We start from the raw sequence: 20,223 nt of genomic DNA on the forward strand, positions 1-20,223 counted from the left end.
GCGTGGATGTGCGCGAGCAGCCGGCGGCGGGCCGGAAAAGGGCGGAAAGCGGGGAGCGGTGGGGGCGCCGGCGGATTAGCCGGGCTTGGAGCGCGCGTAAGCGGAACGCGCGGCGACTTCCTGCGAGCTCAACAAGGTCGAGCGCAGGGAGCAAAGGGCGCTGGCGGCGTCAGGAGGGGAGGAAAGGTCGGATCGCACGGGGGCAGATGCTACCACCGGGGCGATTGCAGTCAAGGGGTTGCGGCCCGGGCGCAACGGTCCGGCGCCGCCGCGCCGAGAGGGGCGGGCGGCGCTGCCGGCCACTGCGGCCGGCAGGGGACGTCAGTTCGACAGCTTGATGTCGCGGTCCTTGGCGATGCGCTGGCGCAGTTCCAGTTCGCGCTTGATCAAGGCGGCGTACTCGGCCGGCGTGCTGCCGTCCACCAGCGAGCCGCCATCGGCCAGGCGCTGGGCGATCTTCGGATCCTTCAGCACCTTGACGGCGGCGGCGGGGGTGCGGGCGACCACGGCCTGCGGAGTGCCCGCCGGCGCGACCAGGCCGTACCAGGCCATGTTGTCCATCTGCGGCAGGCCGGCTTCGGCGAAGTTCGGCACGTCCGGCAGCGAGGGCAGGCGCTTGGGCGCCTCGATCGCCAGGGCGCGCAGCTTGCCGGCCTGGATGTGGGGCATGGAAGAGGGCAGGTTGTCGAACTGCGCGTTGACCTGGCCGGCGATCACGTCGTTCAGCGCCGGGCCCGAGCCGCGGTAGGGCACGTGCACCATGTCGGTACCGGTCAGCGACTTGAACAGCTCGCCGTCCAGGTGGCTGATGCCGCCGGTGCCGGACGAGGCGTAGCTGTACTTGCCCGGATTGTTCTTGAGCAGCGTGATGAATTCGGCCAGGGTCTTGGCCGGCACCGACGGATTCACGGTCAGGACGTTGGGCACGTTGACCAGGTTGGTGATGGGCGTGAAGTCCTTGATCGGGTCGTAGGGGTTCTGCGGATTGGTGGCCGGGTTGGTGGCCATGGTGCTGACGGTGGCGACGCCCAGCGTGTAGCCGTCCGGCGTCGAGCGCACCAGCGCGTCGGCGCCGATGGAGCCGCCGCCGCCGCCGCGGTTCTCGACCACGACGGCCTGGCCCAGCTCGCGGGTCAGGCCTTCGGACACGATGCGGGCGACGATGTCGGTGGTGCCGCCGGCGGCGAAGGGCACGATCAGGCGGATGGGTTTGCTGGGGTAGGCGTCGGCGGCCACGGCGGCCGAGCTGAGGCAGAGGCCCGCGAGGGCGGCGGCCAGGGCGGCCTTGGCTTGGGTAAGCGCGGTCAAGAGTCTTCTCCGTATCTTTTATCTTCTGAGGGACTGGGGCGGCGCCTGCGGGCCGCCTCCGTAGCGCGCCGCATTCCTTTTGAGAGCGCGTCACGGGGGCCATTCAACCGAGGAAGCCGGGACAGGTCAAGCCGGGGGAGTCCCTGTCTGGCGCGGCGCGCGGATGGGTGCGCAGCGCCCTGTCCAGGGTTTTCGATAGGGCCGGAATGCGCAATGATTGCGCAGCGATCATGCTGTCATCGGACCGCTACGCGCATAAATCTCTGCATAACTTACAAGAATCTGATATTTTTCGGATGAGATTCTTGGCCGGTCTTGCAAGAAAACTATTGCGTTTGTTTCTCCCGACGCCGTTCAATGGCGCAGGTGTAGTTCCCGCGGGGCAACGCGTAGTGCAGCGACGCACCAGGCCAGGGTTCCGTCCGTCTTTGTCTTTCAATCCCCGGTCTGTTTCGTCTCTCGCTGCCTGGCGCTGGCGGGAGGGGGCCCGGACACTCTCGGAACGCCATGTCGCTGATCCTGATCCTCGCTCTGCCGTTCGCCGGCAGCCTGTGCGCCGCGCTGCTGCCGTCCAACGCCCGCAACGGCGAAGCCTGGCTGGCCGGCCTCATCGCGCTCGCCTGCGCGGTGCTGGTGGCAAGCCTCTATCCCCAGGTCGCCGGCGGCGGCGTGGTGCGCTACGACATCCCCTGGGCGCCGGCGCTGGGGCTGCAATTCACGCTGCGCATGGACGGCTACGCCTGGCTGTTCTCGCTGATCGTCTCGGGCATGGGCGCGCTGGTGGTGCTGTACGCGCGCTACTACATGTCGCCGGAAGACCCGGTGCCGCGCTTCTTCTCCTTCTTCCAGGCCTTCATGGCCGCCATGCTGGGCGTGGTGCTGTCCGGCAACCTGATCCAGCTGGTGATGTTCTGGGAAATGACCAGCCTGGCCTCGTTCATGCTGATCGCCTACTGGCACCACCGCGCGGATGCGCGGCGCGGTGCGCGCATGGCGCTCACCGTCACCGGCGCGGGCGGGCTCTGCCTGCTGGCCGGCGTGCTGATCCTGGGCCACATCGTCGGCAGCTACGACATGGACCGCGTGCTGGCCGCCGGCGACCTGGTGCGCGCCGATCCCTGGTATCCGGCCGTGCTGGCGCTTGTCGCCCTGGGCGCGCTGACCAAGAGCGCGCAGTTCCCGTTCCAGTTCTGGCTGCCCAACGCCATGGCCGCGCCCACGCCGGTGTCGGCCTACCTGCACTCGGCCACCATGGTGAAGGCCGGGGTGTTCCTGCTGGCGCGCTTCTGGCCGGTGCTGGCCGGCACCGACGCCTGGTTCTGGATCATCGGCGGGGCAGGGCTGATCACGCTGGTGCTGGGCGCCTACGCCGCCATCTTCCAGCAGGACATGAAGGGCGTGCTGGCCTATTCCACCATCAGCCACCTGGGCCTGATCACGCTGCTGCTGGGCCTGAACAGCAGCCTGGCGCTGGTGGCCGCCATCTTCCACATGGTCAACCACGCGACCTTCAAGGCCTCGCTCTTCATGGCCGCCGGCATCGTCGACCATGAGACCGGCACGCGTGACCTGGGCCGGCTTTCCGGCCTGTACAAGGCCATGCCGATCACGGCCACGCTGGCCATGGTGGCGGCCGCGTCCATGGCGGGCGTGCCGCTGCTCAACGGCTTCATCTCGAAAGAGATGTTCTTTGCCGAGACCACCTTCGTCAGCGGCGACTGGACCACGCGCGTCGGGCTGCCGCTGGCGGCCACCGTGGCCGGCGCCTTCAGCGTGGCCTATTCGCTGCGCTTCATCCTGCAGGTGTTCTTCGGGCCGCCGGCCACCGACCTGCCGCGCGCGCCGCACGAGCCGCCGCGCTGGATGCTGTTCCCCAGCGCGCTGCTGGTGTTCATGTGCCTGCTGGTCGGCGTGTTCCCGGCGTATACCGTGGGCCCGTTCCTGGCCACGGCCGCGCAGAGCATCCTGGGCGCGGACATGCCCGAGTACAGCCTGGCCGTGTGGCACGGCGTGAACCTGCCGCTGGTCATGAGCGTGGTCGCCATGACGGCGGGCGTGGTGCTGTACCTGGCGCTGCGCGCGCACCAGCAGGCCAATCCTGGCCGCGTGCCCTTCATCTACCGCTTCGACGGCCGGCGCAGCTTCGAGACGCTGCTGGACGGCTCCAGCGTGGCGGCGTCCTGGCTGCTGCGCTGGCTGGCGTCCTCGCGCCTGCAGGTGCAGATGCTGCTGATCGTGCTGGGCACGCTGTTCGTGGCCTGGCTGCCGCTGCGCGCCGGCGGCTGGCTGGACGGCGCGGGCCATCTGACCACGGTGGACCCGGCCTTCGCCCTGCTGTGGCTGGTGGGCGGCGTGTGCGCGGTGGCGGCGGCCTACCAGGCCAAGTACCACCGGCTGGCCTCACTGGCGCTGGCGGGCGGCGCGGGCCTGGTCACCTGCCTGACCTTCGTCTGGTTCTCGGCGCCCGACCTGGCGCTGACGCAGCTGTCGGTCGAGGTGGTGACGCTGGTCCTGCTGCTGCTGGGCCTGCGCTGGCTGCCGCGCCGCATCGAGCAGGACGACGAGGGCGCCTGGAGCAGCTTCAAGGCGCGCGGCCGCCGCCTGCGCGACCTGCTGATGGCCGTCGCCGCCGGCGGCGGCATGTCGGCGCTGGCCTACGCGGTGCTGACGCGGCCGCAGGGCGACACGATCTCCTCGTACTTCGTCGAGCGCGCGCTGCCGGACGGCGGCGGCACCAACGTGGTCAACGTGATCCTGGTGGATTTCCGCGGTTTCGATACCTTCGGCGAGATCACGGTGCTGGGCATCGTGGCGCTGACCGTGTACGCGCTGCTGCGCCGCTTCCGTCCCGCCGCCGAGAGCGCGGACCTGCCGCGCCAGCAGCTGGACCAGGACGGCGGCGTGCCGCTGGAGGCGCCGGACATCAAGCGCCTGCTGCCCGAGGGCCGGATGATGGTGCCGGCGGTGCTGGTGCGGCTGCTGCTGCCCACCGCCGCCCTGATCTCGGTGTATTTCCTGCTGCGCGGCCACAACCAGCCAGGCGGCGGCTTCGTCGGCGGCCTGATCTTCGCCACCTCGGTCATCCTGCAATACATGGTGGGCGGGGTGTACTGGGTGGAATCGCGCAGCCGGTTGAATCCGCAGAACTGGATCGGCCTGGGCCTGTTGTTCGCCGGCGCGGCGGCGGTGTCGGCCTGGCTGCTCTACAAGCCGTTCCTGGCCGCGCTGGCCTGGGACATCGCGCTGCCGCTGGTCGGCCACGTGCACCTGTCCAGCGTGCTGCTGTTCGACCTGGGCGTGTACATGCTGGTCGTGGGCTCCACCGTGCTGGTGCTGGTGGCGCTGGCGCACCAATCGCTGCGCGCGCAACGCAAGGCCGCTGTCGAAAGCCAGGCGGCGGCCGCTCAAACAGGGGAAGCTTGATGGAATTGATTTACGCCGTCGCGATCGGCGTCTTGGCGGGCTCGGGCGTCTGGCTGCTGCTGCGGCCGCGGACGTTCCAGTTCATCATGGGCCTGTCGCTGGTTTCCTACGCGGTCAACCTGTTCATCTTCGGCATGGGCCGGCTCACCTCGGGACGCCCGCCGGTGATCGACCCCGCCGCCTCGCATGATCCGTCGTGGTATGCCGATCCCTTGCCGCAGGCCCTGGTGCTGACGGCCATCGTGATCGGTTTCGCCACCACGGCGCTGTTCCTGGTGGTGTTGCTGGCGTCGCGGGGCCTGACGGGCACCGACCACGTCGACGGACGGGAGTCCGGATCTTGAGCTTCTGGTTGCAACATCTACCCGTATTGCCCATCGTCACGCCGCTGGTCGCCGGCGCGCTGATGCTGCTGCTGGCCGACACCAGCCGCCACGCCCGCGGCGCGATCTCCCTGCTGTCCACCGTGGCCCAGTTGGCCGCCGCCATCGCCTTGCTGGCCGCCGCCGGCGGCGCGGCGGGCTGGCCGGGCGGGGTGGGGGTCTACCTGGTCGGCGACTGGGCCGCGCCGTTCGGCATCGTGCTGGTGGTGGACCGGCTGGCCGCCGTCATGCTGACGCTCACCGCGGTGCTGGGCCTGGCCACGCTGATCTACGCGCTGGCGCGCTGGGATCGCGCCGGGGTCCATTTCCATTCGCTGTTCCAGTTCCTGCTGATGGGCCTGAACGGCGCCTTCCTGACCGGCGACCTGTTCAACCTGTTCGTGTTCTTCGAGGTGCTGCTGGCCGCGTCCTACGGCCTGCTGCTGCACGGCTCGGGCGTGGCGCGCGTCAGCGCCGGCATGCAGTACATCGCGGTGAACCTGGTGGCGTCCTTCCTGCTGCTGATCAGCATCGCGCTGATCTACGGCGTGACCGGCACGCTGAACATGGCCGACCTGGCGCTGCGCGCCGGCAATCTCGCCGGCGCCGACCGCATGCTGTTCGAGGCGGGCGCGGCGGTGCTGGGCGTGGCCTTCCTGGTCAAGGCGGGCGCCTGGCCGCTGAACTTCTGGCTGGTCAAGGGCTATGGTTCGGCCGGCGCGCCCATCGCCGCAATGTTCTCCATCATGACCAAGGTCGGCATCTACGCGCTGCTGCGCATCGGTTCGCTGCTGCTGCCCACCGGCGCGCCGGCCGCCTTCAGCCTGGACTGGATGTTCGCCGCCGGCCTGGCGACGCTGCTGTTCGGCGGCCTGGGGCTGCTGGCCACGCAGCAGCTGGAGAAGATGGTCGGTTATTGCGTGATCGTGTCCGCCGGCACGCTGCTGACGGCGCTGGGCATGCCGGGCGTGACGCTGACCGGGCCGGCGCTGTTCTACCTGATCAGCTCGGTGCTGACCACCGGCGCCTTCTTCATGCTGGCCGAGCTCATCGAGCGCACCCGCAGCTTCGGCGCCAACGTGCTGGCCGTGACGCTGGACGCCTTCGACCTGGACGATCCGGCCTCGGTGAACCGTTCCGACGACGTGGTGGGCGTGGCGATTCCGGCGGCCATGGCCTTCCTGGGCCTGGCCTTCATCAGCTGCGCCTTGCTGGTGACCGGGCTGCCGCCGCTGTCGGGCTTCGTGGCCAAGCTCTCGCTGCTGTCGGCGGCCGTGTCGGCCGCGACCGAGTCGGCGCCGCCGATGGACGCCTGGCTGCTGGTGGCCGCCGTGCTGCTGTCCGGCCTGGCGGGCCTGATCGGCCTGGGGCGCGCGGGCATCCGGGTGTTCTGGGCCAGCGACGACCGCAGCACGCCGCGCCTGCGCGTGATCGAGGCCGGTCCGGTGGCGGTGCTGATCCTGCTGTGCGTCGGTCTGGCGGCGGGCGCCGGTCCGGTGTCGGCCTACCTGGACGACGCGGCTCGATCGCTGGACCACCCCAAGTCGTACATCGACGCCGTGATGTCCGCCCAGACGGTCCGCGCGGCGCAAGGAGACCAGTGATGCGGCGCGTGTATTTCCTGTTCCTGCCGCTGTTCCTGTTCGTGCTGTGGCTGGTGTTGAACGAAAGCCTGTCGGCCGGCCAGATCGCGCTGGGCGCGGCGCTGGCGCTGTGGTTCACCTGGGCCGCCAGCCGGCTGCGCCCGCTCAAGGCGCGGCCACAGCGGCTGTGGAAGGCGGTGCCGCTGTTCCTGAACGTGACGGTCGACATCATCAAGTCCAACATCGCGGTGGCCAGGCTGATCCTGAATCCGCGCCGCAACGATTTTTCGCCGGGATTCATCATGATCCCGCTGAGCATGCGGGATCCGCATGGCCTGGCGATGCTGGCCTGCATCGTCACCTACACGCCCGGCACGGTCTGGGTGGACCTGACCGACGACCATTGCCTGAAGCTGCACGTGCTGGACCTGCAGAACGAGGAGGAATGGGTGAAGCTGGTGCAGGACCGCTATGAGCGTCCGCTCAAGGAGATTTTCGAATGAACACCGTGCTTTACTGGGCGGCGTCCTTCGCCCTGGTGTGCTTCGCGCTGGGCATGGTGCTGGCCGCCGTGCGCCTGCTGCGCGGCCCCACCGCGCAGGACCGCGTGCTGGCGCTGGACACCCTTTACATCAACGGCATGCTGACCATGCTGGTCTTCGGCATCCGGTCGGGCACGTCCGTGTATTTCGACATCGCGCTGCTGATCGCGCTGTTCGGCTTCGTGGGCTCCACGGCCATGGCCCGCTTCCTGCTGCGCGGGGAGGTGATCGAGCCATGATCGAATCGCAGATTCCGCTGTGGGCGGGCATTCCGGCCAGCATCCTGCTGGTGCTGGGCGGGCTGCTGGCGCTGACCGGCTCGGCCGGCCTGCTGCGCTTCCGTTCCTTCTATTCCCGCATCCACGCGCCCACGCTCGGCAACACGCTGGGCTGCGGCTGCGTGCTGGCGTCTTCCATGCTGGTGTTCTCGGCGCTGTCGTCGCGGCCGGTGTTCCACGAGGTCATCATCACGCTGCTGCTGATCGTGTCCTCGCCGGTCACCGCCATGCTGCTGATGCGCGCCGCGACCTATCGCGGCAGCCTGAAGCGGGAAGACGCGGACAGGGACGCCCGCTAGAAGCGGGGAACAAGGTAACAAGGGACGCAACATGTACAGGCTCATGATCGCGTCTCGGCTGTTGCGGTGCGTCATGCTGGAGCGTGGGGCGAGCGGTGCGCGGACGGCTTGCGCGAGCGCAAGTCCGAGCCGGCCTTTTGCGCCGCGCGGCCCAAAAATGGATGAAACTTCAGCTTACGTTTCCACGTCGGTGGACATGCCCCGGTAGCGCCGGCGTGGGATAGTTGTTCCATGGGAGCGGCAGTCGGATTCCCGACCAGCCGCTCGTGTGTTCAATCGTCTCTCAGGAGCTGGCTATGAATGTACGTTCCATTTCCACGAAACGCCTCGCGGGCGCGCTCTGCGCCGCCGGACTGGTGCTGGGCGCCACGGCCGCGCACGCCGCCGACCCGATCGGGCGCGCCGGCATCCAGGCGCAGTACGAGCAGGACGTGGCGAACTGCAAGAAGGGCACGACCGGTCAGGATCGCACCGCCTGCCTGCGCGAGGCTGGCGCCGCCCGCGAGGAAGCCAATCGTCAGCGCCTGCAGGAAGGCTCTACCTCCCAGCTTCAGCAAAACATGCTGGACCGCTGCAACCGCTTGCCGGCCACGTCCCGCCAGGACTGCATCACGCAGATGACCTCGCCCACCCAGGTGCGCGGCAGCGTGCAGGGCGGCGGCGTGTTGCGCGAGACCGTGATCCAGGCGCCGGCCGAGAGCGCGCCGCCGCCGGCCGCCACGCCGGGCATGGCCCCGGCCACCGGCGCGCCGATGCGCCAGTAAGGCCGCGCCCGCCGGCGGCCCGCGTCGGCCGGACGGGCAGGGCGCGCACCCGCGCGCGCCCATCGAGGCGCAGCCGCCGCCGCAATCAGGCAAAATGGCGGCTGTCGCCCTCACACACGCATATCCATGTCCGACGTCATCGCCCTGATTTTCGATTTCGACGACACGCTGGCCTCGGACAGCACGTCCGGATTCCTGGGCAGCATCGGTGTGGACACCGCCAGTTTCTGGAAAGACCAGGTCGATCCGCTGCTGACCCATCACGATTGGGATCCGGTGCCCGCCTATCTGTACAAGATGATCCAGCTGTCGCAGGCCGGCCAGCACGGCCCGATCACGCAGCAGCGCCTGCGCGACTGGGGCGCGCGGCTGGAATTGCACGAAGGCGTCTCGACCCTGTTCCCCCGCCTGCGCGCGGCGGTGCGCGCCGAGCACCCGCAGGTGCAGCTGGAGTTCTACCTGATCTCCAGCGGCATCGGCGACGTGGTGCGCTCCACGCCCATCGCCCATGAGTTCACCGAGATCTGGGCGTCCGAATTCAGCTATGGCGCCGACGGCGGCATCGAGTTCCCGCGCCGCATCGTCAGCTTCACCGACAAGACGCGCTACCTGTTCCATATCCAGAAGGGCATCATCGGACGGGAGTTCCGCAACAAGCCGTTCGAGGTCAACCGCAAGGTGCCCGAGGACCGCCTGCGCGTGCCGTTCGACCAGATGGTCTTCGTCGGCGATGGCTACACCGACATCCCGTGCTTCTCGCTGATCCGCCGCGCCGGCGGTTTCGCCTTCGGCGTCTGGGACCCCAAGCACCGCGACAAGCGCAGCCGCGCCTGGGGCTTCATCGAGGAAGGCCGGGTGTCCAACCTGAACCAGGCCCGCTACGACGAGAACGCCGAGCTGTACCAGTGGCTGGAAGAGGCCGTCACCAGCCTGGCGGGCCGCATCACGCTGAAGTCGCGGGTGTACCGTGGCTGAGGCGGCGCTGATCGCGCCGCCCGCGCCGTGGACCGCCCAGGACGAGCAGTTCATGCGACTGGCGCTGGAACTGGCGCAGGAGGCCTACGACATCGGCGAAGTGCCGGTGGGCGCGCTGGTGGTGTCGGCGCAGGGCGACATCCTGGGCCGCGGCTACAACCGCACCATCATCGACCACGATCCCACTGCGCACGCCGAGATCGTGGCGCTGCGCGCCGCCGCCGCGCAGCTGGAGAACTACCGGCTGCCGGGCATCAGCGTCTACGTCACGCTGGAACCCTGCGTCATGTGCATCGGCGCCATGTTGCACGCGCGCCTGGCGCGGGTGGTGTTCGGCGCGCATGATCCCAAGACGGGCGCCTGCGGCAGCGTGCTGGACGTCGGCGCCGTCCCCAAACTCAATCACCACACCTCGGTCACAGGCGGCGTGCTGGCGGAAACCTGCGGCGACCTGCTGCGTCGGTTCTTCCGCGAGCGCCGCAGCAAGGAATCCAAAGCATGAGCAGCAAGTCCAAGAGCGGCAAGTCCAAGGCCGCCCACGATCACGACGCCCATCACGAGCACGCGCATGACCACGACGGCCATGTCTGCGACGATGACTGCGGCCACGACCATGATCATGCCCACGCGCTGCCGGACGCGCGCGGCATCTACCTGATTTCGCCGTCCTCGGCGGTGCGCGATCCGGACACCGTGGCGCTGGCGCGCCAGCGGCTGGAGGCCCAGGGCTTCAAGACCGCGCTGGACCGCACGGCGCTGGCCGTGCACCAGCGTTTCGCCGGCACCGACGCCCAGCGTCTTGCCAGCCTGACGCGCGCCACCAAGCAGAAGCTGCCCATCGTCATGGCGACGCGCGGCGGCTACGGCCTGGGCCGGCTGCTGCACCTGATCGACTGGAAGGCCATGGCCGACAGCGGCAAGCGCTTCGTCGGCCTGAGCGACTTCACCGCCTTCAACCTGGCCCTGCTGGCCAAGACCGGCGCGGTCAGCTACACCGGCGCGACCGCCGTCGCCGATTTCGGCGGCAAGAAGGTCGACGACCTGACCGAGGCGCTGTTCGGCGAGATCATGCGCGGCGAGCTGGAGATCCTCAGCTTCGAGACCCAGGACGCCGATCCGGTCGATTGCCGCGGCATCCTGTGGGGCGGCAACCTGGCGATGGTGGCCTCGCTGCTGGGCACCCCCTACATGCCCAAGGTGCGCGGCGGCATCCTGTTCCTGGAGGACGTGGCCGAGCATCCCTACCGCGTCGAACGCATGCTGATCCAGCTGTGGCAGGCCGGCATCCTGGACAAGCAGAAGGCCATCGTGCTGGGCCGCTTCAGCGATTACAAGCTGGCGCCGCACGACAATGGCTATGACCTGAACGAAGTCGTCGCCTGGCTGCGCAAGACGGTCAAGGTGCCGGTGGTCACGGGGCTGCCTTACGGCCACGTCGCCACCAAGGCCACGCTGCCGATCGGGCAGAAGGTCGGCCTGGCCACCGAGCCGGGCATGGCGCACCTGGTCATCGACGAGCACATGGGCTAGGCCTACCCGCGTGGTCGGGGCTGTCCTGTCCCGATTTTCCGCCGCCCGGCCCCGCGCCGGGCGGTTTGTCGTCAGGGCTTGCTACACTATCGGGTTTTCCCAGGCGCGTCTTCGGCCGCGCCGTTCGGGCAACTTTCATATCCCCGCTCCAAGACACCGTGATCTCAACCGCCAATCTCACCATCCAGTTCGGTCCCAAGCCCCTGTTCGAGAACGTCAGCGTCAAGTTCGGCGAAGGCAATCGCTACGGGCTGATCGGGGCCAACGGGTCCGGCAAGTCGACGTTCATGAAAATCATCGGCGGCGACCTGGAGTCCTCGGCGGGCAACGTGTCGCTGGAGCCGGGCGTGCGCCTGGGCAAGCTGCGCCAGGACCAGTTCGCGTTCGAGGACTTCCGCGTGCTGGACGTGGTCATGATGGGCCACACCGAAATGTGGTCGGCCATGTCCGAGCGCGACGCGATCTACGCCAACCCCGAGGCCAGCGAAGACGACTACATGCGCGCCGCCGACCTGGAGGCCAAGTTCGCCGAATATGACGGCTACACCGCCGAGGCGCGCGCCGGCGAGCTGCTGCTGGGCCTGGAAATCGCCGTCGACCTGCACAACCTGCCGATGCGCGAAGTGGCGCCGGGCTGGAAGCTGCGCGTGCTGCTGGCGCAGGCGCTGTTCTCGAACCCCGACGTGCTGCTGCTGGACGAGCCGACCAACAACCTGGACATCAACACGATCCGCTGGCTGGAGAACGTGCTCAACGGCTATCAGAGCACGATGATCATCATCAGCCACGATCGCCACTTCCTGAACCAGGTGTGCACGCACATGGCCGACGTGGACTATGGCGAGATCCGCATCTACCCCGGCAACTACGACGACTACATGCTGGCCTCGACCCAGGCCCGCGAGCGCCTGGTGTCCAACAACGCCAAGGCCAAGGAACGCGTCGCCGAACTGCAGGACTTCGTGCGCCGCTTCGCCGCCAACAAGTCCAAGTCGCGCCAGGCCACCTCGCGCCTGAAGCAGATCGACCGGATCAAGGCCGAGCAGGTCGAGGTCAAGCCGTCTTCGCGCCAGAACCCGTACATCCGCTTCGAGCAGAACAAGGTCATGCACCGCCAGGCGGTCAACGTCGAGCACCTGACCAAGTCCTATGACGCGCCGGTCATCAAGAATTTCTCGGCCATGGTCGAAGCCGGCGAGAAGATCGCCATCATCGGCGCCAACGGCGTCGGCAAGACCACCTTGCTGCGCCTGCTGGCTACGGACCTGGCGCCGGATTCCGGCACGGTGAAGTGGTCGGAAAACGCCGACCTGGGCTACATGGCCCAGGACGTGTCCGACCAGTTCCAGCAGACCGACAGCAACCTGCTGGACTGGATGGGCGACCACCGCCAGCCGGGCGACGACGACCAGTCCATCCGCTCGGTGCTGGGCCGCCTGCTGTTCTCGGCCGACGACCTGCCCAAGGCGCCCAAGGTGCTGTCCGGCGGCGAGAAGAACCGCATGACCTTCGGTCGCCTGATGCTGGGCCGGCACAACGTCATGCTGCTGGACGAGCCGACCAACCACCTGGACATGGAATCGATCGAATCGCTGCAGTTCGCGCTGGAAAAGTACCAGGGCACGCTGGTGTTCGTGTCGCACGACCGCGAATTCGTGTCCGGCCTGGCCACGCGCGTGGTCGAGATCCTGCCGTCGGGCGAGATCGTCGACTATCGCGGCGGCTACGAGGACTATCTGACCTCGCGCGGCATCGAGGCCTGAGCCTGCTGAAGGGCCTGGCGCCCGCCAGCCGCAAACGGCGCACCTGTCAGGTGCGCCGTTTTCCTTTTCAGGCCGACATCGCGTTCAGGGTCGGAGGCGTTCAGCAAACCGCAATACGCGCCGCGCTATCATCGGCACGGCCCGGCTCCGCCCAAAGGCGTGGCCGGGCATCTTCTTCCTTCGTTTTTTCGCGGACCGCCGATTTCATTTCAGCGGCCGGCGTCTCGCAGCCATGCCTCCCTCGACCCACACCGCGCCCGACGGCGCGCAACTGAGCGCCTTCGCGCTGACCGCGCGCATCGTCGCCATCGCTTTCTTCACGTTCATCTGCTATCTGGCCATCGGCCTGCCGCTGGCGGTGCTGCCCGGCTATGTGCATGGGCAACTGGGCTACGGCTCGGTGCTGGCCGGGCTGGCGATCAGCGTGCAGTACGCGGCCACGCTGTTGAGCCGTTCGCACGCCGGACGCATGGCCGACACCGTGGGTCCGAAGCAGACCGCCGTCGTCGGCATGGCGGCCTGCGCCGCAAGCGGCGTGTTCCTGTTGCTGGCCTATGCCTTCGAGCGCAGCGCCTGGCTCAGCCTGTCGGCCATCATCGCCAGTCGGCTGGCGCTGGGATTCGGCGAGAGCTGGGTCGGCACGGGAGCGGCCACCTGGGCCATCGCGCGCGTCGGTCCGATCCATACCGCGCGGGTGATTTCCTGGAACGGCATCTGCACCTATGGCGGCCTGGCGCTGGGCGCACCGCTGGGCGTGTACCTGGAAAAGGAATGGAGCATGGGCGCGCTGGGCGGCGCGGTGCTGCTGCTGGGGCTGGCGGGCCTGGGCCTGGCGCTGGCGCGCAAGGCGGTGGCCGTGGTCGGCGGGCATCGCATGGCCTTCAAGAGCGTGGTGCTGCGCGTGTTTCCGCATGGCATGGCGCTGGGGCTGGGCTCGGTGGGTTTCGGCACGCTGGCGGCCTTCGTGGCGCTGTACTACGCCAGCCGCTCGTGGGAGGGCGCCGCCCACGCGCTCAGCGCGTTCGGCTGCGCGTTCATCGGAGTGCGGCTGTTGTTCGCCGGCACGATCACGCGCTACGGCGGCTTCCGGGTGGCGCAGGTTTCCTTCCTGGTCGAAGCCGCCGGGTTGGCGCTGCTGTGGCTGGCGCCGAGCGCCGGGCTGGCCTTGATGGGCGCGGCGCTGACCGGCTGTGGCTTCGCGCTGGTGTTCCCGGCGATCGGGGTGGAGGCGGTGGCCCGAGTGCCGGCGGGCAGCCGGGGCGCGGCGCTGGGCGCCTATTCGGCCTTCCTGGATCTGGCGCTGGGCGTGACCGGGCCGGTGGCCGGCTATATCTCCGGCGGCTTCGGCTATCCGGCCATCTTCCTGTCGGCGGCGCTGGCGGTGCTGGTGGGCTTCGGGATCGCCACGGGCCTGTATCGGCATGCCGCCAGGCAGGCTCGGGCCGCTGCTGGAAATATATAGCTAATAGTTATTAAAAAATTCGATAAAACTAGTTTGGATTCATATAACGAATTGTTAGATTAGGCTCCGTCCCAACGCGCGCCCACGATTCGTTCCATGAACCTGACCTTCGACCACGTCCACAAGCAATTCGGCGACCTGCCCGTCGTGGAGGGCTTCAGCAGCGAATTCAAGACCGGCGAACTGGTCGCGCTGGTCGGCCCGTCGGGCTGCGGCAAGTCCACGCTGCTTCATCTGGCCGCTGGCCTGGAAGCGCCCACGCAGGGCCAGGTGCTGGCCGACGGCAAGCCGGTGGCCGGTCCGCATCCCAGCCGCACCCTGGTGTTCCAGGAACATGCGCTGTACCCCTGGCTGACCCTGCAGGACAACGTGGCGCTGGCGCTGGAATTCCAGAACGTCCCCAAGGCCCGCGCGCGGGACGGTGCGCGCGACTGGCTGGCCCGCGTCGGCCTGGGCGGCTTCGAGAAGTACTACCCGCATCAGGTATCCGGCGGCATGCGCCAGCGCGCCGCGCTGGCCCGCGCCTTCATCGCCCAGCCGCAGACCATGCTGATGGACGAACCCTTCGGCGCGCTGGATGCGCTGACCCGCCTGAGCCTGCAGGATGTGCTGCGCCAGCTGATCGCGCAGGAACGCCCCACGGTGCTGCTGGTCACGCACGACGTGGACGAGGCGCTGTTCCTGGCCGACCGCATCGTGGTGTTCAGCGCCCGCCCGGCGCGCGTGCTGCGCGAGTTCAACCTGGCGCATCGCGCCAAGAGCCACGACCTGTCCGACCTGGCCGACGAGAAGCGCGAGATCCTGCGGCTGCTGGGCATCTCGGTGGGCGGGGCCAACGCGCATGCCGACATGGCGCTGGCCGCCTGAGGCGCGCCGCCCGCAATTCTTCCCATACGCGGTCCACCAAGCGGGGCCGCGCCTGAATCGAAATCCCTGGAGCACTCCATGAAACTCAAGCAATGGCTGTCCCTGCCGCTGGCCGCGGCGCTGCTGGCAGCGGCCCCCGCGATGGCGGCCGAGAAATTCCGCGTCGGCTATCTGCGCGTGATGGACGACGCGCAGGCCATCGTGGCCCAGGAGGGCGGTTACTACAAGAAGGCCGGCCTGGATTCCGAGCTGATCGAATTCAAGTCGGGCACCGACCTGATCAAGGCCATCGTCGGCGGCCAGCTGGACATCGGCGTGCTGGGCTTCACCAACGCGGTGGCCTGGGCCTCCAAGGGCGCGGACCTGAAGGTGGTGGGCGGCGCGCAGCAGGGCTATCACTCGCTGATCGTGCGCGACGATTCCGGCATCAAGGACATCGCCGGCCTGAAGGGCAAGACGCTGGCCTCGCAGGCCGAGGGCAGCACCGCAGACGTGGTGCTCAAGGGCGTGGTCCTGAAAGAGGGCAAGCTGACGCCCGACGACGTCAATGTCATGGGCGTGAGCCCGGCCGTGGCGGTGCAGTCGCTGGTGGGCAAGCGCGTGGACGCGGCCTTCCTGTTCGAACCCTACGACCGCATCGCCCAGCTGGTGGCGCCGGTCAAGCAGATCTACGAAGTGGGCCAGGCCTGGCCGTTCCCGTGCATGGTGGTGATCACTTCCGGCGAGACGCTGGCCAAGCGCAAGGACGATGTCTGGAAGGCGTTGGACGCGCAGAACCAGGCCATCGACCTGCTGCAGAAACAGCCGGCCCAGGCGTCCAAGCTGATTGCGTCCTACTTCATCGCCGAGCCGACGCTCAAGACCCTGACGCGCGGCGAGCTGCCGCGCGAGACGGTGATCGCCGAGGCCATCAGCACCCAGGTGTTCACGCCCAAGCTGACCGACAAGGACACGCGCCGCATGCAGGAGATCGCCGATATCCTGCAGGCCCAGGGTTCGCTCAAGACGCGCGACGGCAAGCCGTATGACGTGTCCAGCATCGTCGACCTGTCCTGGCAAGAGGCTCGCAAGCTTTGAGCGCTTCCACTCGCGTGACCGGCGCCCGCAAGCATCTGGCGGGCGCCTTGGGCGTCGTATTCATCCTCGCGCTGTGGCAGGCCGCGGCGCTGGCCCTGCCTGACTTCCTGATGCCGGGCGTGCCGGCCGTGCTGGCGCGCCTGTTCGAGGACCTGGGCAAGGAATCCTTCCATCAGAGCCTGCTGGGCACGCTGGGCCGGCTCGGCGCCGGCTATGGCCTGGCGCTGGCGGCCGGCATCGGCTTCGGCCTGGTGGCGGCGGTGCTGTTCTTCTTCCGCGAGGTGCTGCGCAGCGCCATTGTCATCCTGCAGTCGATTCCGTCGATCGCCTGGGTGCCGCTGTTCCTGATCGTCATGGGGTTCGGCAGTGCGCCCATCATCGTGGTGGTGGCGCTGTCGGCGTTCTTCCCGGCCGCGCTGAGCGTGATGAACGCCACCGAATCGGTGCAGCGCGTGCATGTGTCGGCGGCGCGCGTCATGGGCGCCACGCGCTGGGGGCTGGTCAAGCGGGTCTATCTGCCGGCGGTCATGCCCGAACTCATCACCGGCGCGCAACTGGCCTTTGGCAACGCATGGCGGGCGCTGATCTCGGCCGAGATGCTGATCGGCTTCGGCAAGGGCCTGGGCCGCTCGCTGGCGTATTCGGGCGAGATCGCGGACATGACCGGCGTGATGACCAACATCCTGGTCATCGCCGTGCTGGCCGCGCTGATCGACCAGTTCGTGCTCGAGAACCTCAAGCACCGCCTGCTGCGTTACCAGTACGTATAAGGCGCGCATCATGCTGCGTAAACGGATCGGCGTCCTCCTGGCCCTGGCGGCGGCAATCTGCCTGCCGCTGGCCGGCGCAGCGCCGTCCGCGCCGCCGGAGCCCTTCGCCGCGGCGCGCGCGCGCGGCGAACTGTTCATCGGTTTGCCCTACGTGGCGCCGCCGCCGGTGGCCGGCGCCAAGATCCGCACGCCCGACGGGCTGGACGTGGCGGCCGCCGAGAAGCTGGCCCAGAGCCTGGGCCTGCCATTCAGCCTGCGCGAGTTGACCGCGGAAGAAGCCGGCCCCGCGCTGACCTCGGGACAGGTGGATCTGGTGCTGGGCGAGCGCGCAAACGTCGAGGCCGCCGCCGCCGTTCCGGGCGCGCAACTGGCCTGGCAAGGCACGGGCTATGCCGTTCGTCCCAAGGCCGTCATCCGCAGCGACACCAGCATGCGCAAGGGCGCCGACACGCGCGGCCGCCGCGTGTGCATGGCGCAGGCCGCGACAGCTGCCCAGACGCAGGCGCGCGCCTGGGGCGCCGAGGTGCGCACCTATCGCGTGCCTTCCGATGCGCTGGTGGCGGTGCGCGAGGGCGATTGCGACGTGGGCCTGATCGACGACGCGCTGTGGGAGCCGCTGATGCGTTTTCCCGAGTGGAAGAAATTCTCGTCCACGCTGGCCGCCGACGGCGCGCGCGCCGAACGGGCGTGGCTGGTGTCCGCCGCGGCGCCGGCCGACCGCGCCTGGCTGGCCGCCGAAATGCGCGCCTGGGACCGCGCCGGCGCCTGGAAGGCGCTGGCTGCCAAGTGGGCGCGCGACGTCGCGTTCGATGTGTACCTGGACCAGGAAGTGCCGGACTGCCACGGCTAGAGGTGGGCGCCGCCGCGGGCCGCAGCACTTACAATGCCCGGCTATGAGCCACACGCTGACCGCGCCCTGCGCGCACCAGGAAGACATCAAGAAAAGCCGCTTCGCCGCCTTTGCCGCGCCCGTGTCCACGGTGGACGAGGCGATGCGCTTCTTCGCCGAGAAAAGCGATCCCGAGGCCACGCACAATTGCTGGGCCTACAAGATCGGCCAGGAATACCGCTACAACGATGATGGCGAGCCGGGCGGGACGGCGGGCCGGCCGATCCTGCAGGCGATCGAAGGGCAGGGCATGGACCGGGTGGCGGTGCTGGTGGTGCGCTGGTTCGGCGGCGTGAAGCTGGGCGCGGGCGGGCTCGTGCGCGCCTATGGCGGCTGCGCCGCCAACTGCCTGCGGGCAGGCGAACGGACCGAGATCGTCGATCTGGCCACGGTCGGTTGCCAGTGTGGCTTCGCCGAGCTGCCCTTGCTGAAGTCGCGGCTGGCGGGCGCCGGCGCAGTCATGCTGCATGAAGACTATGGCGCCGACGGCGTGGCGCTGCGCTTCACCGCGCCGCGCGCCGTCGTCGCCGAGCTGGAAGTGACGGCCGCCAACATCACGCGCGGGCGATCAGCCTGGGAAATCCTGTCCTGAAAAAAGCAAAGCCCCGGCAAGGGGCTTTGCTTTTTGCGTGCGGGCGCGCCCGGCTCAGGCGTCCTGGCCGTCCTGCGCGGCGGCGATTTCCTGATGGACCTTTTCCATGTCCACTTCCTTGATCTTGGTGAGCAGTTCCGTGAGCTGGCCGCCCGACAAGGCGCCCGGCTGCGAGAACAGCAGCACCTTTTCGCGGAACACCATCAGGGTGGGGATGGAGCGGATGCCCAGCGCGCCGGCCAGTTCCTGCTCGACGTCGGTGTTCACCTTGGCGAAGGTCACGTCGGGATGCTCGGTGGCGGCCTGCTCGAACACGGGGGCGAAGCCGCGGCAGGGGCCGCACCAGGGCGCCCAGAAGTCGACGATCAGCGTGCCGTCCGGCGTGATGGCGTCCTGGAAACTGTCTTTGGTGAGTTCAACGATGCTCATTTTCTGTCCTTGCCGCGCGGGCGGCAGTAAAGGCGATGCGAGGGGCGGGGCTGTGCGAGCCACTCCCGCCCGATCCGGCGATGCGTGATCCTGACGCTGAGTTGTCAATATAGTGCCGGGAACGCGGGCATCGCAATGGTGAGGCGTCCTGTCGGGCGCGGGCCGGGGCGCTCAGGCTCCGGTGCGGGTGGAGAGTCCGGCGCCGTTCTTCAACGATGCCACGATTTCGAAGGAACGCAGCCGGTCGCGGATGTCGAAGAAGTCCGAGACGATCATGACTTCATCGGCCTCGGTCTTGGCGACCAGCGCCTCGAGCTTGCGCTTGACCGTGTCCGGGCCGCCGACGATGGCTGCGCCCAGGCGTTGTTCAACCGCGGCGCGTTCCCATTCGTTCCACACGCCGTCCATGCTCTCGACCGGAGGCTGCAGCTGCAGCCGGTTGCCGCGCACCAGCGACAGGAATTTCAGTTCCTGCGTGGTGGCCTGGAAGCGCGCGGCCTCGTCCGTTTCGGCGGCGATGACGGGCACGCCGATCATCGAATAGGGCTTGGACAGCGTGGCGGACGGCTTGAACAGATGCCGGTAGAGGCGCATCGCGGCCATGCCCTCGGGCGAGAAATGGCCGGCGAAGGAGAACGGCAGGCCCAGCTCGGCGGCCATGCGGGCGCTGAAGTCGCTCGAACCCAGCAGCCAGATGGGAATGTCCAGGCCTTCGCCCGGAATCGCTCGCACCGGCTGTCCCGGACGCGAGGGCGCCAGGAAGCCGCGCAGCTCTTCAACCAGCGCCGGGAATTCCAGGCCGCTGCGCGGACCGCGCCGCAGCGCGTGCTGGGTGGCGCCGTCGCTGCCGGGCGCGCGGCCCAGGCCCAGGTCGATGCGGCCGGGGTAGAGCGTCTCCAGCGTGCCGAACTGCTCGGCGATGATCAGCGGCGCGTGGTTGGGCAGCATCACGCCGCCCGAGCCCACGCGCAGCGTCTTGGTGTGCGCCGCCACGTGGCCGATCAGCACCGCCGTGGCGCTGCTGGCCACGCCGTTGATGTTGTGGTGTTCCGCCAGCCAGAAGCGGTTGTAGCCCAGGCGCTCGGCCTGCTGCGCGACGGCGACGGTGTTGCGGAAGGCGTCGGCCGCGTCGCGGCCCTGGACGATGGGGGCCAGGTCCAGGATCGAAAAGGGAATGCGGGCCAGCGCGCTCATCGGGCAATCCTCGAGCCCGCGGGCGAAGACGGGCGGACGATGCGGATCACGCCCGTTGTCGTACAGGCGCCGGGGCGGGCGGGGTGGTGGTCAAGGTGCAAGGCGGACTCCATATG

General features: G+C 68.7%; 20 protein-coding genes. 17 read left to right on the forward strand and 3 right to left on the reverse strand.

Features of this window, described 5'->3' with window-relative positions; translation table 11 throughout:
- Nucleotides 1-321 precede the first annotated feature (321 nt).
- Nucleotides 322-1,308 carry a tripartite tricarboxylate transporter substrate binding protein BugE gene (locus KDH83_RS14465; protein WP_212316936.1) on the reverse strand — a complete coding sequence of 329 codons (987 nt, stop codon included), beginning with the start codon at nucleotides 1,306-1,308 and terminating at the stop codon, nucleotides 322-324.
- A gap of 507 nt (nucleotides 1,309-1,815) precedes the next feature.
- Between KDH83_RS14465 and KDH83_RS14470 the strand changes: the two genes are divergently transcribed.
- The 17 genes from KDH83_RS14470 to KDH83_RS14550 all read left to right on the forward strand — a co-directional run bounded on the left by KDH83_RS14470 (nucleotide 1,816) and on the right by KDH83_RS14550 (nucleotide 18,484).
- Nucleotides 1,816-4,731: a monovalent cation/H+ antiporter subunit A gene (locus tag KDH83_RS14470; protein WP_212316938.1), complete on the forward strand. Its 2,916-nt coding sequence runs from the start codon at nucleotides 1,816-1,818 to the stop codon at nucleotides 4,729-4,731.
- Nucleotides 4,731-5,075: a Na+/H+ antiporter subunit C gene (locus tag KDH83_RS14475; RefSeq protein ID WP_103274613.1), complete on the forward strand. Its 345-nt coding sequence runs from the start codon at nucleotides 4,731-4,733 to the stop codon at nucleotides 5,073-5,075. Before KDH83_RS14470 ends, KDH83_RS14475 begins: the two co-directional genes overlap by 1 nt.
- Nucleotides 5,072-6,697: a monovalent cation/H+ antiporter subunit D gene (locus KDH83_RS14480; protein ID WP_212316940.1), complete on the forward strand. Its 1,626-nt coding sequence runs from the start codon at nucleotides 5,072-5,074 to the stop codon at nucleotides 6,695-6,697. Before KDH83_RS14475 ends, KDH83_RS14480 begins: the two co-directional genes overlap by 4 nt.
- On the forward strand, nucleotides 6,697-7,179 hold the full coding sequence (locus KDH83_RS14485; protein WP_212316942.1) for a Na+/H+ antiporter subunit E: 483 nt from the start codon (nucleotides 6,697-6,699) through the stop codon (nucleotides 7,177-7,179). The genes KDH83_RS14480 and KDH83_RS14485 overlap by 1 nt, the downstream gene beginning before the upstream one ends.
- Nucleotides 7,176-7,457 (forward strand): K+/H+ antiporter subunit F, encoded by a 282-nt coding sequence (locus KDH83_RS14490; RefSeq protein WP_103274610.1) that lies wholly within the window; start codon nucleotides 7,176-7,178, stop codon nucleotides 7,455-7,457. The genes KDH83_RS14485 and KDH83_RS14490 overlap by 4 nt, the downstream gene beginning before the upstream one ends.
- Nucleotides 7,454-7,795, forward strand: coding sequence for a monovalent cation/H(+) antiporter subunit G (gene mnhG / locus KDH83_RS14495; protein ID WP_212316944.1), 342 nt, complete (start codon nucleotides 7,454-7,456; stop codon nucleotides 7,793-7,795). The genes KDH83_RS14490 and mnhG overlap by 4 nt, the downstream gene beginning before the upstream one ends.
- A gap of 296 nt (nucleotides 7,796-8,091) precedes the next feature.
- Nucleotides 8,092-8,559: a hypothetical protein gene (locus tag KDH83_RS14500; RefSeq protein WP_212316946.1), complete on the forward strand. Its 468-nt coding sequence runs from the start codon at nucleotides 8,092-8,094 to the stop codon at nucleotides 8,557-8,559.
- 126 nt (nucleotides 8,560-8,685) lie between these two features.
- Entirely contained in the window at nucleotides 8,686-9,534 is an 849-nt protein-coding gene (locus KDH83_RS14505) for an HAD family hydrolase (protein ID WP_212316948.1), read from the forward strand.
- A gap of 10 nt (nucleotides 9,535-9,544) precedes the next feature.
- Nucleotides 9,545-10,036: a tRNA adenosine(34) deaminase TadA gene (gene tadA, locus KDH83_RS14510; protein WP_212317002.1), complete on the forward strand. Its 492-nt coding sequence runs from the start codon at nucleotides 9,545-9,547 to the stop codon at nucleotides 10,034-10,036.
- Nucleotides 10,033-11,064 (forward strand): LD-carboxypeptidase, encoded by a 1,032-nt coding sequence (locus KDH83_RS14515; protein ID WP_212316958.1) that lies wholly within the window; start codon nucleotides 10,033-10,035, stop codon nucleotides 11,062-11,064. The genes tadA and KDH83_RS14515 overlap by 4 nt, the downstream gene beginning before the upstream one ends.
- 158 nt (nucleotides 11,065-11,222) lie before the next feature.
- On the forward strand, nucleotides 11,223-12,827 hold the full coding sequence (locus KDH83_RS14520; RefSeq protein ID WP_212316960.1) for an ABC-F family ATPase: 1,605 nt from the start codon (nucleotides 11,223-11,225) through the stop codon (nucleotides 12,825-12,827).
- 232 nt (nucleotides 12,828-13,059) lie between these two features.
- A complete protein-coding gene (locus KDH83_RS14525) occupies nucleotides 13,060-14,289 on the forward strand; it encodes an MFS transporter (protein ID WP_212316962.1) in 1,230 nt (409 codons plus the stop codon).
- Between the two features lie 96 nt (nucleotides 14,290-14,385).
- On the forward strand, nucleotides 14,386-15,156 hold the full coding sequence (locus tag KDH83_RS14530; RefSeq protein ID WP_212316964.1) for an ABC transporter ATP-binding protein: 771 nt from the start codon (nucleotides 14,386-14,388) through the stop codon (nucleotides 15,154-15,156).
- A gap of 78 nt (nucleotides 15,157-15,234) precedes the next feature.
- Complete coding sequence (locus tag KDH83_RS14535) at nucleotides 15,235-16,233, forward strand: ABC transporter substrate-binding protein (RefSeq protein ID WP_212316966.1); 999 nt, start codon at nucleotides 15,235-15,237, stop codon at nucleotides 16,231-16,233.
- Nucleotides 16,230-17,003: an ABC transporter permease gene (locus KDH83_RS14540; RefSeq protein ID WP_212316974.1), complete on the forward strand. Its 774-nt coding sequence runs from the start codon at nucleotides 16,230-16,232 to the stop codon at nucleotides 17,001-17,003. The genes KDH83_RS14535 and KDH83_RS14540 overlap by 4 nt, the downstream gene beginning before the upstream one ends.
- Before the next feature lie 10 nt (nucleotides 17,004-17,013).
- Nucleotides 17,014-17,853, forward strand: a complete 840-nt coding sequence (locus tag KDH83_RS14545) for a transporter substrate-binding domain-containing protein (protein ID WP_212316976.1) — start codon at nucleotides 17,014-17,016, stop codon at nucleotides 17,851-17,853.
- 43 nt (nucleotides 17,854-17,896) lie between these two features.
- A complete protein-coding gene (locus KDH83_RS14550) occupies nucleotides 17,897-18,484 on the forward strand; it encodes a YigZ family protein (protein ID WP_212316978.1) in 588 nt (195 codons plus the stop codon).
- Nucleotides 18,485-18,538: 54 nt separating this feature from the next.
- Here KDH83_RS14550 and KDH83_RS14555 read toward each other — a convergent pair whose 3' ends face one another.
- Complete coding sequence (locus KDH83_RS14555; RefSeq protein WP_212316980.1) at nucleotides 18,539-18,913, reverse strand: thioredoxin family protein; 375 nt, start codon at nucleotides 18,911-18,913, stop codon at nucleotides 18,539-18,541.
- Between the two features lie 171 nt (nucleotides 18,914-19,084).
- The gene (locus KDH83_RS14560; protein ID WP_212316982.1) at nucleotides 19,085-20,107 is read right to left on the reverse strand and encodes an LLM class flavin-dependent oxidoreductase; all 1,023 of its coding nucleotides are present in this window, start codon (nucleotides 20,105-20,107) and stop codon (nucleotides 19,085-19,087) included.
- Nucleotides 20,108-20,223: the final 116 nt, after the last annotated feature.

This window comes from Achromobacter sp. Marseille-Q0513 (genome assembly GCF_018195695.1).
GTDB lineage: Bacteria > Pseudomonadota > Gammaproteobacteria > Burkholderiales > Burkholderiaceae_B > Achromobacter.